This window comes from Nocardia sp. NPDC050799 (assembly GCF_040654015.1).
Lineage (GTDB): Bacteria > Actinomycetota > Actinomycetes > Mycobacteriales > Mycobacteriaceae > Nocardia.
Genome location: NZ_JBFAHF010000048.1, coordinates 1 through 15,705, shown reverse-complemented (window position 1 = coordinate 15,705; position 15,705 = coordinate 1). Strand labels below are relative to the sequence as shown.

Annotated in this window: 6 protein-coding genes; 3 read left to right on the top strand and 3 right to left on the bottom strand. The window is 66.1% G+C overall.

Features of this window, described 5'->3' with window-relative positions; translation table 11 throughout:
* Nucleotides 1-26 precede the first annotated feature (26 nt).
* A complete protein-coding gene (locus AB0H42_RS32090; protein ID WP_357062816.1) occupies nt 27-1,679 on the top strand; it encodes a TlrC/CarA/OleB/SrmB family ABC-F type ribosomal protection protein in 1,653 nt (550 codons plus the stop codon).
* A gap of 194 nt (nt 1,680-1,873) precedes the next feature.
* Nucleotides 1,874-2,431, top strand: a complete 558-nt coding sequence (locus AB0H42_RS32085) for a hypothetical protein (RefSeq protein WP_357062815.1) — start codon at nt 1,874-1,876, stop codon at nt 2,429-2,431.
* A gap of 3 nt (nt 2,432-2,434) precedes the next feature.
* Here the strand turns inward: AB0H42_RS32085 and AB0H42_RS32080 are convergent, their stop codons facing one another.
* From AB0H42_RS32080 to AB0H42_RS32070, 3 genes are all read right to left on the bottom strand, one after another.
* Complete coding sequence (locus tag AB0H42_RS32080; RefSeq protein WP_357062813.1) at nt 2,435-3,094, bottom strand: Crp/Fnr family transcriptional regulator; 660 nt, start codon at nt 3,092-3,094, stop codon at nt 2,435-2,437.
* The gene (locus AB0H42_RS32075) at nt 3,091-5,076 is read right to left on the bottom strand and encodes an adenylate/guanylate cyclase domain-containing protein (RefSeq protein WP_357062811.1); all 1,986 of its coding nucleotides are present in this window, start codon (nt 5,074-5,076) and stop codon (nt 3,091-3,093) included. Before AB0H42_RS32075 ends, AB0H42_RS32080 begins: the two co-directional genes overlap by 4 nt.
* Nucleotides 5,077-5,352: 276 nt before the next feature.
* Nucleotides 5,353-15,450, bottom strand: a complete 10,098-nt coding sequence (locus AB0H42_RS32070) for a phosphotransferase (RefSeq protein WP_357062809.1) — start codon at nt 15,448-15,450, stop codon at nt 5,353-5,355.
* On the opposite strand from AB0H42_RS32070, the gene AB0H42_RS32065 reads away from it, so the two are divergent.
* A partial coding sequence (locus AB0H42_RS32065; protein ID WP_357062808.1) for a hypothetical protein occupies nt 15,427-15,705 on the top strand: 279 nt, incomplete at its 3' end. The genes AB0H42_RS32070 and AB0H42_RS32065 overlap by 24 nt on opposite strands.

Genomic DNA, 15,705 nt, shown 5'->3' with positions numbered 1-15,705 from the left:
CGCGTGCCGAGAACAGGAGGATATTCATGCTTACCGCTGCTCAACTCACCCTCTCCGAAATCAGCAAACGCTACGGCGACCGTACCGTTCTGGACCGCGTCTCACTTTCGATCCGGCCCGGCGAAACGGTCGGTGTCGTCGGCGACAACGGGTCCGGTAAATCGACACTGCTGAGGTTGCTCGCCGGCCGGGAACTGCCGGACAACGGTGAGGTCTGTGTTTCGGCGCCCGGCGGGATCGGGTATCTACCGCAGTCACTCGACCTGCCGGGTACCGCGACCGTCGCCGACGCGATCGATCTGGCGCTGGCCGATATCCGCGAACTGGAAAGCCGCTTGCGCAGTGCGGAAATCGAACTGGGTTGCGCCGGGCCGCTCGAACCGGCGCTGAACCGCTACGTGGAGTTGCTGGCGCAGTTCGAGGCACGCGGCGGGTACCAGGCCGATCAGCGCGTCGATACCGCGCTCGCGGGGCTCGGGCTCCCGGGCCTCACCCGGGACCGCCTGCTGGGCACACTGTCCGGTGGGCAGCGGTCCCGGCTCGCGCTGGCGGCCACGCTGGCGGCCGCACCGGAGGTACTGCTGCTCGACGAACCCACCAACGATCTCGACGATGCCGCGGTGGGCTGGCTCGAACGGTATCTACGCGGCCACCGCGGCACCATCGTCGCGGTAACGCACGACCGGGTGTTCCTGGAGCGGATCACGAATGTGGTGCTCGAGGTGGCGGACGGGCAGGTCGCGCGGTTCGGCGACGGGTACGACGGCTACCTGCGCGCCAAGGCGGCGCAACGGCGGCGGATGGCGGAGGAGCATCAGCGATGGAAGAAGGACCTCGCCCGCAGTCGATGTTCGGCGGAGACGAATATTGCACGACTGGAGGCGATTCCGCGGAAATTGCCGCTGGCGGTGTTCGCGGCCGGACCGTTCCGGGCGCGCGGCCGCGACCATGGGGCCCGGGCGCGGATCCGCAACGCCAAGGAACGCCTCGAGCGGCTCACCGATAATCCGGTCGCCGCACCGCCGGACCCGTTGAGTTTCACGCCGGACCTGGCCGGCCACACGCCGACTCCGGAAGGACTGGTGGCCGAGTTGATGGGTGTGCGGGTGACCGGTCGGCTCGAGGTCGGCGAGATGTCGTTGGCTGCCGGCCAGCGATTGCTGGTCACCGGCCCCAACGGTGCTGGTAAGACCACCCTGCTGCGGCTGTTGGCCGGGGAACTGGAACCCGGTGACGGATCGGTGCGGGTGCACGGCCGCGTGGGCCACCTACGGCAGGAGGAGTTCCCGTGGCCTGCGCAGATGACCGTGCTGCAGGCCTTCGCCTCCGGTCGTCCGTGGCACCCGGAGGAGTACGCCGACGAGCTGCTGCGGTTGGGGTTGTTCCGCCCCGGCGACCTGGATCTGCGGGTCGGTGACCTGTCCTATGGGCAGCGCCGGCGGATCGAGCTGGCGCGTCTGGTGAGCGATCCGGTCGACCTGCTGCTGCTCGACGAACCGACCAATCACCTGTCCCCGGCGCTGGTGGAAGAACTGGAGGAGGCATTGACCGGATATCGCGGGGCGCTGGTGATGGTCACCCACGACCGGCGGATTCGCCAGCGCTTCCGCGGCACTCGGCTCGAGATCCGCGACGGAGTGTGCTGGGACGCGGGCGCGGCGATCGCGCAGCCGGCATGAGCAGCGGCGGCTCGGTGGACACCAGGCCGAGCCGCCACGTCCGGTTCATCCGGTGCGCCGGATTCCGGGCGGCTCCGGCGAAGTCCTTGTGTCGGCTCGGACACACAGTGGATGTCGGTGCGGAGACAGACCGTTCGGGTCCGGAGCCGAAGAATTGTGCTCACTGAAACAACGAAGGCCATTCGGAGGATTCCATGTCGAGATTCACCACCCTGATCAATACGACCGCTGTCGCGTTCGCCGCTGCCGCGGTTGTGGGTTTGTCCGCGCCCCCGGCTGCGACGGCGGATCCGGCGCCGGCTGGTCCGGCGACGTCGGCGCAGGGACCCGTGCGAACGCAGGGATGGCTGAACATCTACGACGGGCGGGCGCCGCACGGTGCGAATGCTGTCGAGCTCACCGCGGTCGCCGACGCGGCGGTCGGGCTGCGCGTCACCGATGGTGACGGTCGCTCGCTCTACCGGTTCGACAAGGACACCGCAGAACCGTCACAGTCGAACTGCAACGGTGACTGTGCCGTCACCTGGCCGCCGCTGCTGGTGAGCCGGGGGCAGGGGCTCTACATCGTGGGTATCGACCCGGGGCGGGTCGGATTCGTCGAGCGCGCCGACGGTTCGTGCCAGATCACCATCGGCGGCTGGCCGGTGTACCACTTCTCGAAGGACCACCGGCCAGGAGATCTGCGGGGTCAGGGCGTCGGCGGCACCTGGTTCGCAGTCGCGCCCTCCGGCGCCAAGGCACTCGCGAAATAGGCTTCAGCGGGCGAAACGAACCAGCGCCACCCGGTCGACCACGGTGATCCGGCCACGGGTCAAAGCCAGGATATTGCGTTGTTGCAGGTCGCGCAGCACCTTGTTCGTCGTCGCCCGGGTGGTTCCGGCCATGGACGCCAAATCTTCCTGATTGAGCCGGATCTCGGCAGTGGAGCTCGATCCGCCGTAGATGGCGGCGAGGTCGATCAGACGTCGCACGACCCGGGTTTCGACCGGTAGATACAACGCCTCCAGCACCTGCGCGGAAAGCCGCCGCACCTGGGCGGCCAATGTGTCGATCAGGACCCGGTCGATCTCCGGGTATCTCTGACGCAGTGCCGTCAGCTGTGCGCGACCGAACGTCAACGTCTCGGCACTCTCCACCGCTTCGACGGTCGCGGTCCGGCGAGAGTGGCTGTCGAGCACCGCCAGTTCGCCGAACGAGTGGCCGGGGCCGAGCATGGTCAGCGTCGCGGTATCCCCGAGCGGGGTGGCTACCCGGACGATGAGCCGGCCGGATTTGATCAAGTGCAGACAGTCACCGGGATCGCCTTCGTGGCAGAGAACTTCTCGCCGTTTGTACCGGCGCGGTGTGCACGAGGCGAGAATCTCGCGCTGTTCCGGCTCGTGCAAGCCACGGAGTATCTCGAAATCGGTCGTCACTGTAATCCATCCAGCACATAGCAGGTCACCGGTTCGCTCCGGCCTCGGACAGTGACTGTGCCACGGCTGCGTACCCGCGCGCGCGAGCCGAGGTGTGTGTAGGTCAGCGAGCCGATGACCACGGTCCCGGGCTCCGCCAGACTCTCCAGCCGGGCCGCGAGATTCGTCGTATCGCCGATCGCGGTGTAATTACGCATCTGCGGCGCACCTATATTGCCGACCAGCGCTGGACCGGTATTGACCCCGACCCGGAATCGCGGCCAGCCGGGATGTCGAATCGCCGTTTCGGCGACCGCTCGCTGGAGTGCGAGCCCTGCGCCGGCCGCCCGCAGCGCATGATCCGGCTGATGTGCCGGCGCGTTGAACAGGGCCATCACCGCGTCGCCGACGAACTGGACGACCGTCCCACCGTAATCCAGGATCGTCGGCACGATCACGCCGTAATACGTGTTCAGCATGTGCACCACCGCTTCCGGGGGCGAGGACTCGGAGAACGGCGTGAATCCTGACAAGTCGGCCATCAGCACACTGACCTCGGCGATCCGGCCGCCCAGCCCGGCCTGGGACGGGTCGGCGATCAGTGCGGTCGCTACTGTGGGCGACATATAGGACCGGAACAGGCCGTCGATCTGCCGATACAGGCGGGCATTCTCCAGCATGACCGACGTCCGGTCGGCGAACGACCGCAGCAGCGCGAACTCGGTATCGCTGAAGCGGCCCCCCGCACGCTGCGCCTCAAGTATTCCGGCACGACTTCCCTTGACGACCAGGGGGAACGCCACCGACCGTGGATCGGCGGATCCGCCATCGGAAAAGGCCAGTTCGCGGCCTCGAACGAGCCCCAGCCGGAATCGATCCCGCTCGAACGCCTCCGACACCAGGCGCAGCGCCTCATCGAGGAGTTCCTGTTCGCCGCGGATCACGTTCGACCGCTCACCGATCGCCGCCAGCAGACCCAGCCGACGGACGTGCTCCCGCTCACTACCCAGCGCGTAGGCGCCCTGTTGCAGCACCGCGACCTGACGTTCGGTGAGCCCGAAACGTTTGGATAGCCGGGCACCGACTGCTCCCAGCGGCTCGGCCGGGGCGACGCCGCCTTCGGCGCGCGCACGCAGCGCATCGACCATCTCGTTCAGGGCGTGCGTGTAGTCGCGCTCCAGCCCGGCCAAGGTCTGGTGCAGGGTGATGCTGTCGAAGAGCCCGAGAGCCGAACCCTCTCGCCGGAATTGCAGGTGCGCGCTACCGGAGATGAGGACGAAGGCTGCCAGCATCAGCACATGCCATTCCCACCACGAGGTATGCCAGCTGCGACTGAAACCCACGGCGAAAAGCGCCTCGGCCAGCAGTACGAAGGCGGTGAGCACACTGAGCAGCACCACGCCCCGTCGTCGCACGTACCGGTGACCATAGCGAAACGCCGCGGCGAGGTAGCACGCTGATCCGATGAAGGCCACACCGACCAGCGGTCCCTTGGCCTCCGCCGGATCGGGTGCGTGATGCAGGGGCGGTAACTGTGCCATCGATACCACTGCCCATGCTATGAGCAACAGCGTCGGGAGCGCGGACAACAGCCACGCGAACCGGTGCAACCGGGCGGCCGCGACGGGCCCGAATTCCACCGCCGAGACGAGGGCGGCGACACTGCCGAGTCCCAGCCCGACAGGTACCGAATAGACGAAGCCGGCGTTGGGCGTATGCAGGATCACGCCCGGCGTCGCCAACGCGTGCAGTCCGAGGAAACCCGCGCTGAACTGGAATACCAGCGATACCAGAATCAGTCTGGCGTCCCGGCGCATCCGGGCGGCCCGGAACAGTATCATGCCCAGGGCCATCGCGATGGCGGCGGTGGTGAGCACCAACCAGAAGTGGGTCCCGTGGTGTTCGTAGTCCACGTCGAGTTCGGGGCGGGCTACCAGCAGCCACAATCCGAGCGCCGGCAATGCGACATGTCCCAGCCACAGCAGAACCTTGACCTTCGACACCACGCGAACGCTACCGCGCGACTCGCCCGAGAGAAACTGGAACAGCTGATCAGGTCTGCGCCGCTCCAGCGCCCGCCGTGACAGGGCGGCAACCACTGGCGAACGTTTGCCCCGCGGCAGCCGCGGTCACCCTGTGGACCGGAAACGATGGGAGGTGATGGGACTTGTTCGTGGCCGCGGTGGACCTCGCGATCATTCAACCGGGAGGCCGGTGGCTCGGACCGCGGCCGCGCGCCGATGTTGTCGTGGGGAGAGGTGCCGGCAGTCGCGACGAACTCAGGTCTTTCCCGACTGGGCGGCCTTCTCGGGCACCGGGCGGAACTCGTTCCTTACGCTGGCGAAATAGGTGGCGGAGTAGGTCAATCCGGGTCGGGAGTCGTCGCTGTATGGAGTTCTCCACTCGCCCATCCGACGTATGCGGGGTAGGCCCGGCTCGTCGGCGATCAGGTCGTCGATGGCGAAGAGCTCGCCGTCGATATTCCGGAACAACCATGCGTGTTCTGTTTCGGTCGCAGCGTTGTGGACGACGATCACGGCCGTGTCCCCATCGTTGCGCAACGTCTGCTTGATCGTAGCCAGCGGAGCAAGCGGTACCCGGCGGATCTCGGTTCCGATCGCATTGCCGAGGGCGGTGGAGTCGGTGAGGTAGCGGCGTGGGATGAAGCCTTCTTCGTTGCCGAGTGCCCAGAGGGTTCGGACCACACTGGTGACGGCGCCGATGGTCCGCAGGGCAGTGATGGTTCGGTCGAAGTCGCGGTGCAGATGCGTCGGGGCGGTCAATTTCTTGGCGATGCGCCGGGCGGTGTCCACATCGCGTGCCGTGTCCAGGGCCGAACACAGCTGTTGCAGCTCGATTCGGACCAGGTGATCAGCGGACCTGCCGACCGAGGTGAGAACTGACACCGCGGATTTCAGATGAAGGGTTCCGGCGTTGATATCACCGACGGTGAAGGCGTGCGTGACCGTGGTGCGGAGATCGGTGAGGTACCCGGCGGCGGCCCGGGCCAGATCGGGGAAAGAATCGATCCGTATGGCGCGGTCGAATATGTGCGCGCGATAGGGCAGACGACGGAACGCCTCTGCAACAGGTTCGGGATTGACGATATAGCCATCCTCATCATCTTCGAAGCTGTTCGCATTCGCTGTTGCGGTGGCAGTTTGTGGGGCAGCCAACCGATCCGTCGGGCCGACGTCGAAAGCCGGCTCTTCCAACGATACTTCGATACCGGTCCGGATCGGGAATCGGCGCCACATCGGCGGGACCACTCGATGCCGGGCTCTCGTCTGCGCCGCGCCGGGGGTATGTAGCCGGATGAGGTCGGCCACCGTGTCGCCCGCCAGCCGGGGCAGGCTGTGCGACGGAAGAATATCGAGAATCTGTCGCCGCAGCGGCAGGCGCAGGTACCCGGGTTGTCCCGGTTTGTTCTCGGCGAGGTTGTAGTGCAGCCGGAGTACTTCGGTGGCGGCGCGCGCAGCACTCGTTATGTCCGGCAGCCGGTCCGCGACCGTGCTCGTGATCTCGCCCGCAACCCGGAGCAGCTCCACCCCGGTATCGAAATCGTGCGAGCGAGTGAGGTGATAGGCCGCCGCATCGAATACCGCGGACAGATACGGCGCGGCAGCAGCGGCGAATTCCGCATCGCCGGTATCGGATATTCGAGCATCGGCGAAGGCGGCCGCAAGCGGTTCCATCGTGTCGAACAGGTCGACGACCGTCGGATCGGCGCCGCGAGCGGCATACCGGAGCAACTGCCGATCGCGCTCGGAACCGGTAATGCGCGGCGGGCTCGAGGTCAATATCCCGAGGAGCTGCCGGGCCGGCGCGGCGTGGGCTGGTATCGGCGCCGCGCCCGGATCGAGATCATCTTCGCGCCCCCAGGGCACCCAGCGCAGCGCTCGCTCGGCCCGCGCGACGAGCGCGTTCTGAAATTCGGCCGTAAGCGCCGCGGGTGCGAGCACGGTTTCGTCGTCGCACACCGCCCCGAGAAAGTCCAGGAGGGTGTTCGCTGCCGCGGCCATGACGCGCAGCGTGGGCACTCGTGCCACGGTCGTTCGTGCGATATCGAACACGGTGGCGTAGTCGCCGGCCGGTTCGGCGGTGATACCGGCGCCGACCCGGGCTCGCAGATCCTCGAGCAGCACATTGAGCACTCTGGCCGCGGTCTGCATGACATCGGCGGACGGTTGCCGGCCCGCCCGGATCTCGGTGAGATGGGCGTCGAGTTCGGCGCATACAGCGGTGAGCCACGCCCGGGCGCCGCTGTCGCTGCACTGCCGGATGCGCTTTTGCAGCGCCTCTAACGATGCTCCGCACAGTTCGGCGGTCGGCGCGCCGGGTTCAGCGGTGATCTCCGGATCGGCAGCGGCCACCATATCGGCGATCAGGTCGGGCGCGGCCGCTTCCGCCGAGTAGTACGGGGTGACGCGCGGGCCGCGGCCGGCGAATCCGGCCGGTGCGACCGCCGGTGTGGTGATCACTGCCGCGGGTGGGGTGTCCATCCCGAACACGCGTGTGAGGCGGTGGAAGGGATCAGGCCCGCGAATGCTCTGGAACTGCCGAAACCGAACCGCGGTGTACGCAACACGAAATTCCTGCCGCATAAATGCGATCTGCTCGGGGGTAAGCGTTCCCGTCGCGGCCGCGCGGGCCAGCCGGATGGTGTCGTATATCAGGCGCTGCACATAGAACAACGAGGTGAATTCTTTATCGGCTACGGCGTCATTTCCCAGTAATAGCTGGAAACGGGTGTTATCGTACTCGCGCGGGCCGACCGTAGCGAGCTCGAAGTCGATCGGGATGATGGATTTGTCATCTTTGACCAAAATATTCCCTGTATGCAGATCGCCATGTATCCATTGCGAACGTCCCGGGTCGGCCAGTGTCGCGAGCCACATGAGACTGTCGAATGTCGCATCGGATATGCCGAATGCCGTGAAGTACTCTCCGAATTCTGCGCGGTGCGCGTCGTATACGGATCTCAGCTCATCTACCTTTTTGCGGAGGAAATCTCCAGGATCGACTTCTTCCGCTGGAATACTTTCCAGTTGCCGGTGCATTCGTGCCACTGCTTCGGCCAATTGTTCCGGTGATACATCCAACGCATCCCGGGCGCTGGCTCCCTCGATATATCCCAGGATCTGCGCCTGCGCTCTGCGACCGTCGGGCAGAACGATCGTCCGTAATGCGAAAACGCGGTGGGTTTCGATATCAGTGTGCTCGGCTATGTTCCGGAGCACGTCATGCTCGACGTGTGTCTTGATATCGAGGCCGTCACTGTCCTCGATATCGATGCGGACCATGAACCTGCCGGTCGCCGGGTCGCCGACCGGAATATTGAGGTGATAGTTGCCCGTGAGGGCGGAAGCGGCATTGGTTAGTGCCTCTGCGATCAAGTCAATCGCGACAGTGTCCGGCATCTCCACGCCGGTTGTGCCACCGAGGTAGCGGTACTCATGCGGCGGCAGCAACCCCGGAGTTCGGGTACCGGACCCGGCTGCCGGTGCGGGATTCGCGGCCGTCGTGTCCATCTCGTCGGCGAGCTTGCCGGCCAGTCGTTCGGCCGCGCGGCGCGCGATCGCATTGTCGCCGGGCAGGCCGTCCCAGTAGATTCTGCGGAATTGCTCGATCTCCTCGGTCTCGAGTGTGGCGCAGCAGGATTCCCATTGCTCTCGGGTCGCTGCATACACGGCCCGCACCAGCGGATCGCCGACGTCGCGATCACCGGACCCCAGGACGGCGTACAGCACGGCCTGCCGGTGGCGGGCGAAGCGCAAATGGTCGACAGCGAGCTCCTGCGCTGCCCCTGCGAGCGTATCGAAATCTGTTGCGGCACCGAACCGCTCTCGGGCCCGGATCACAATCTGATTCGCGATCCCGTGGTCGCCGACAATGGCACGAACCCGACTGGCGACTGTAAAGAAGCCATCGGCCAGGGGGTCTTCCCCGACCGCTCCCGGTGCGAGATCCTGCAACGTCCGCCGAATCAAGTTGTCACCCAGCAGTTCCGACTCGGCGATCTCGTAGAATCTTTTATCCGTGACGTGCGCATGTTCTTCGAGCCGGAGTGCTCCGCTCAGCCGCGCACTCAGGTCGCGGATTGCGGTCACCGTTCTCTGCAGCTGCGCGGAATCGCCAGTCTGCCGGCCGATACTTTCGAGTATCTCGCCGACTTCGCGCAGATGTGCCAGGCCCGATTCGAAGTCGGTGGTTTGGGTGAGTTCGTGGGCAGCGATGCTCAGCAGATCGGCTGCCAAGGCCACACCGGCAGGGACGAGATCCTCGCTGTCGCGCACAGTCCGGGCGCGAGCGAATGCCTCGGCCCGTGCCGGCAATCGCCGGCGGACGGCCACCAGCTGTGGGTCGAGCTGTTGGCCGGAGCGAATGTGCAACAGCTCGTCGGCAATAGCGTGCCAACCGGCTGTGTATCCGGTCGACAGCCGGTCGTCCAGGACGAGGAGCTGGGCCACAGCGATGAGCCGGCTGCGCACCGGATCGAGAGATACCGGGCTGCCGGCTGTCTCGGCATGCCGGAGGGATGCCGACAGCTGTTCCAAAGCGCGAGCTGTCGCCGCGTAATCGCGGAGCAGCGGATAGAGCTGGTTGGCCCTCGGTCGGCCGCTGACAATGGTTCCGACGGCATCGACCACAACCTTGGCCACCGCCCGCATGTCCTGTGCGAGGGGAGCCCAGGAGGTGACATCGGTCGCGGTCTCGGTCAGCAACGAGTCGTCGAGCAGATGTACGTAGTCGGGATCGGCGAGGTAGCGGAAGTCCGGCAGGCGGTTACCGAGGGAGCCGAGCAGTGCGTTGAGGGCGCGTGCCGGTCCGGTAACCAGCCTCGTATCCGGTTGTTCGCCGCGGCGGATTGCCTCGAGTTGCGCGACGGCTTGCGCTCTGAGGTCGATCATCGCGCGCCGCGCACGGTCGATATCGAGGTTGTCTGCCCAGATGTTCAGTTCGCGTGCGGTGGTTGCCGGTAGGTCGGGGGCGCGGACTGCATACCGGGACGGGTGGTGCGGGAAATGGGGTCTCGCCACAAAGGACGCTCTCTGCTGGTATTTGGCGTCGGACGCGCCGTCCCCGGCTTGCGGTGCGCTACCCCATATACCCAGTGCCCGGAAGATCTCCTCGGCGGATATAGGATTGCTCGCCCGCACACCCAGCGCCTCGTGTGTGGTGCGCAACGCATCGAGGAAATCGGCCCGGATGAATTGCAGGTCCGACGGCTCGAGCGTGCCGTTCGCCGCTCGCCGGGACAGTCGAACTGTGTCATGGAAGACCCGGTCGATTGTCATGAACAGCAGGTAGGTGTCGAAGACTGCCGGACGATAGCTCCGGTCTCGGGACAGGACTGTCTCGAATCGCGCACGGGCAGCGGAGCGGACATCGGGATCGGATATCAAGAAGGTCCGCCACGCGAAATCCCAAATCGGGTCCCCGAACCTGGCCATTTCCAAGTCGCGCAGAATAATCGAGCCGTCATCGCGAATCAGCAGATTCCCATCGTTCGCGTCACCGTGCAGAATGCAGTATTGGATGGGGTGGCGTATAGACCAGTTCTTGTAGATCTGCTCCAGTATGGGCGAAAAGAGGTCGGCCGGAATGCCGAGACGGCGGAATACCGGGCTCGAGCGCGGTGCCTCGTCGGCAAACTTGCGTCGCTCCTCGGCGATGAACTGTTCGAGAAACATGGAACGCGGTTTCCTTCGCCGGCCTGTCGTGCGGGCGTGCAGCTGTTGCAGCGTCTGAGCCACCTCGATCTCATTTTGTGGCGAGCCGGCCAAAGTGGTCGCGTCCAAAATGAAGTCGTGGATCTGTACTTCGACGACCGATCCGTCCGGCATACCGAAATCGGGTATCACGGCGAATACGCGGGAAACATGCTCGATACCGCGTGTCGCGAGTTCGCTCAGCAGCCGGGGCTCGTCGAAGAGCTTGGTATCCAGGTTGTCGCCGTCGGGTTTCCGGAACCGCACCATGTAATGGCCGCCGTGCCCATCGCTGATGACGATGTTGTCGTTATTGTTGGCCGACAACGACTTCGACTGATTACGTGCCGCGAGATCGGCCAGTGCGCGGGCGACCGGATCCGGCAAATCGGTGCCGGTTGTCCCGCCGAGATAACGGGTGCCGCCCACTGCCGGCAAGCCGGGGATCGAATCACCCGGGTCGACAATGTAGTCGCCGGGGCCGCGTGAGCCGCTGGTCGCGCCCGCCGGGAGGGTGCGGACCAGCCCCCGGACGCCGGTTGCCGTGGCTTTTCGGACCTGTGCTGTGGTGCGGTGCAGTTGCCGGGCGACGTCCTCCACGGTTTCGCCGTCGCGGAACTGCATTTCCAGAAGTCTCCGCTGCGATGAGGTCAATCCGGCCAGTCCGGCCTCGAATTGTTCCCGAGTCGCCTGATGCAGCGCCGCGGCCCAGTCGTCGCGACCGGCCGGCACCGCCGCCATCAGGGCCTGCCGGAATCGGGTGACGGGAAGGTGGTCGTCCCGACTCTCCGTCACGTCGGGTGGGGGGTCGCCACGGCCCGGTGCCTCGCCCCGAGTGGCGACCTCATCGGCGCCGGTGCCGGTGTTGCGGCCGACATCGGAGCGCGGAAGCTCCGCGGATTGGTCGTCGGGGTTGAATCGGGTGAACGTCCAGGGGGTTATACCGCCGGGCACTCGGGCGATGCCGCTGTCTCGGGCAGCCCTGCGGGGATCCGTGTCGAGCGCGGCGGTGCTGGGCGGCATGGCGCCACGCGCCGTTCGGCGCAGCCGAGTGGCCGTTTGTGGGTCACCGGGCGTGCCCGTGAGGTCCAGACTCGGTGCGCTGCCGATTGTTTCGTCGGCTTCGATATGCGGCACGAGGGCGTCGGGGCGCTCGCGTCCGAGGCGGGTGGTGGGGTGTGGTGTCTGCTGCCAGGTCTCGCTGGTCCAGGTGCCGGGGTCGACGGGGTGTTCGGGCTGGACCAGGTATTCGTTGTTGTCGTCGTCTATTCGGTACGAGATGGCGTGGAACCGGGTGCCCTCCTGTCTGAGCTGTGCCAGCCGTTGGTGTGCCCGCTCGCCGTGGTAGTCGACTTCGATGGCGTCCCCGGCGGGATCGCGGGCCAGGGTGTGGTCGGGATTGCGGCGGAGTTCATGCAGCCACAGCCGGCCGTTGTCGTCCCGGGCCAAGGTGACGAGATGCCCGTCGATGGTGGATTCGCGGTCGCCGGTCTCGTGGTCCAGGTGGGGATAGGTGATACTCAGAATAGCGAGCGCGGTGGGAGAGTCCTCGCTTACGAGGTTCGACGCCAGCTCGTCGAGGGTGGGGGCCCGGGGGCCGGCTCCGTCCGGGGTGGAGTTATCCGTATTTCGGTATTCGATGTAGGCGCCGTGTGCGTACTGGGCGAATTCCTTGGGGTGGAATCCGGTGTACTGCATGATGAGAGCGGCGTCGTCATCGGGGGTTTCGATGAAGGTGTAACTGTCGAGCTCGTCCCTGGTAGCGGTGTTGATATCCCTGCCGGGATGCTCGCGGTCGAAATACGGCCCGGCGAAGTATCTGCGGGCGAAGTCCAGCGCGCTGCGCCCGCATTCCGCCGCAGTGGCGGAACCGTTGGAATCGAGGGTGGATACCAGGGCCGCATGTATCTCGTTGTCGACCGCTGCTGCGGAATCGTGTCGACCGGCAGTGCTGTGCGACTTCGCGGGAGGAGCGGGTTCGTTGGCGGGCCGGGTAGGAAGCGCGAGAATGCCGGTGCCCAGTCCAACGGCGACCGCCGCAGCGGGGGAGGTGGTTCCGAGCTGTTCACCGAGGCCGTCGAGCTGACTGCGGAGTTGCGCGGTGGTGAGACCATACGTGGTAGCAAGGACGGGGCCGGACAATCCTTCCGACATCGACCGGAGTAACCCGAGCGCAGTGCCGGACAAGTCGGGCGTACCGGACACAGTCGCGGGCGTGAGGTCGGTGATATCGAGATAACCCCGCCGAGTCGCCTCGACGACCAGGGTGAGGGCATCGATGGCACCGAGCTCGGCGGTCAGCTTGCCGAGGATCTCCAGAGCGCCGTCGATTTCGATACTCAGCTGTGCGGCAATCTCTTCGAGGTTACGGCCGAGCGCCGTGCCGTGCAGTATCGCCCACTCCGTGTCGGTGAGGTAGCCGTCTGCGTCCGGCAGATTGTCGGCACGGGCCACCATGTGCGCGAGCCGGTGTAGAGCGCCGGTGGTCGCGGTGCGGGCCGCCGTGGCGGCCAGCGTGGGGGAGTCGGCGGCCAGGGCCGGGATGGCGTCATCGAGCCTGCCGTGCTGAGCGATCAGCGTGGCCATCGCAGTTTGCTGCATCGGTGACAACTGCCGCAGGTGGGCCCGCACGGCGGCCGGGCCGGCGGTGGTGAGCGCGGTGGCGATCGGGTCGTCGGGCGCTGTCGAGGCGAGCACTCGATAGGCATCGGCCAGCTCTCCCGGTGTCGTCGTCGTGACTCCGTATCGATCACGTATGCCGGTGACCTGTCGTACCCATCGGCGGATCGGTTCCACGACCGGGGCGGCTGCCCTGCCGCGCACCAGTTGCAGGCCGGCGGTGGCTCCGGCGGCTGTTCCTATGGTCGCGGCAGCGGTCCAGGCCGCCATGGTGGGATCCACCGGGATCAGCAGTCCGGCAACCGCTCCGCCGAGCATGTAGGTGGCGCGGCTGGTGGCCCGGAACAGCCCGAGGTGACGGCCTTTGAAGGACGGTGGAATCACCTGCTGGACGTACGTTCCCCTGACTGTATTGGTGAGACTCGAGGAGGTGTAGAAGGCAGCCAAACCCAGTGCGGCGATGGCAGGGTCGGCGAATGCAGCTTCGGTGGCAGCGAGCGCGGTCGCTGCGGTCAGGCCGACAGTTCGTGAGGTTTCCGCCGCCGTCGCGCTGGTGGCCGTACGACGTCGCAGCTCGCCGTCGGCTCCGCCGGACCGGCGTAGTCTGTTCCAGTCGGCAAGCTTGCCGGCGACTCCACCGAGGACCGTACCCACCGGGATTCCCAGGCTGGCGATCGACTGCTCGGTGCTGGTCAGGTCGTGGTCGTTCAGAAGCGAGGCGAAATACAGACCCTGGAAGCCCAGGTACAGGTTCATCACGTTGTTTCCACGATCCAGTTTGTTCAGCACTGGATTTCGCTTGATGAACCGGCGCGCCTCGGCGTAGCTGTCCCGGAATCGCCGGAGACCTTCCCGGAACTGTACGACTCTCTCGAACACGACTCTCACGAACCGCCGGTCCGGATCTTCGGCAACGCCCGGGCGAACTCTGCGCGGCGCGGTGGCCATATCGGGGAGCCGGTGGAACGTCCACCAGTTGATCCCGAATGTCGCGGCATTCAGCCCGAACACCGCTGCCGGTGACCACCCGAGCATGAGTGGGCCCAGGGCGGTGCCGCTCATCGCGATAGTGGGGCCGATCATCGTGTTGGCCCGTTGGTAAGATTTCGCGCGTTCTCGGCCGACCAGGAGCTCGTTGATCTTCCCGGCGGTGACCGACCGTAGTTCGTAGGCGATCGCCTCCACGAACATCGCCGCGGCGACGAAGTACGGCAGATGAGGAGCGTCGGTAAGGATCGCCGCTGCGGTAGCGGCTGCCCCGGCGCCACCGACCAGCTGGCCGGTTTTGGCAAATTTCATCAGCCTATCGGCATCGGCGCCATATCCGCTGACGAGCGCAGCGCCGATATGGGGGACCTGAGAAGCCGCGACGATGGCCCCGGCCGGTCCCGCCCCGAACATGCCGACCGACCAGAGCGCCAGAGCCGATTCCATGACGGCGTCCCCGAAGGACGAGACCTGGCCGCCGAAAAAGCGCCAGCGGAAATCCAGATTGCTGCGCAGCAGTTGCAGGATCGAATCGCTCTGCTGGTCCGGGGTTTCGGATGTCGGTGTCCGCTGTGTGCGGTCGCGGTGCCAGAGTCGCCAGTCGCGGAGTTTCTCGAGGAATGCGCGGTCCGGATGGTTTCCGTGCCCATCTTCCGGATCCTGCGGGGACCGCCCCGGTCGGCTGCCGATGGCGCCGTTTTCGGCCGGATGGATGGGCGATTGTGCCGCCCCGGGTGTTGTTTCGCTGCGCGATCCACCGGTGCGTTGCTGCCACGGAGTGGGAGCAGCGGTGTATTCGACGGCGCCGCCGGGTGCGGGCGATCCACCGGTGCGTTGCTGCCACGGGGTGGGAGCCGGGGCCTCGGTGTTGTCGCGATCGCCGGTGGTGGTGTCCGGTCTTCCGCGGACCGGTGCCGCCGTGCCGCCGAGCTCGGCGTGTTCGGCGTGGGGAAGCGCAACCAGACGGCCCGCAGTGCTTTCGAAATTGGCGGAGAAGGCTCGGTCCATCCGGGGGAACGACTGCCGGAAGAATTGTTGCCAGGTGTCCCGGTCGCGCATGCGGGCGAGGGGTTTGCCGCCCAGACCGGGGTCGGCGATACGCGGGACGTTGGTGTCGTAGACAAAGAGGGCACCGTCGAGCTGGGTGACATAGAACGCGTGCGCTATGCCGTCGCGTTCGACGACGAAGACCGAACTGTGCCGCGGGTTTTCAGGATCCAGCAGGCTGTCGATTTCACGATCCAGGCGCTCCTCGAGAGCTCCGTCGGCATCAACGAACTCGGCGAGACCGGTGGTGAGGCCGGTGACGAGTGC

Coding starts and splice junctions, on each gene's coding strand:
- AB0H42_RS32090 (WP_357062816.1), top strand. CDS start 27: ATGCTTACCGCTGCTCAACTCACCCTCTCCGAAATCAGCAAACGCTAC.
- AB0H42_RS32085 (WP_357062815.1), top strand. CDS start 1,874: ATGTCGAGATTCACCACCCTGATCAATACGACCGCTGTCGCGTTCGCC.
- AB0H42_RS32070 (WP_357062809.1), bottom strand. CDS start 15,450: ATGCGCGACCGGGACACCTGGCAACAATTCTTCCGGCAGTCGTTCCCC.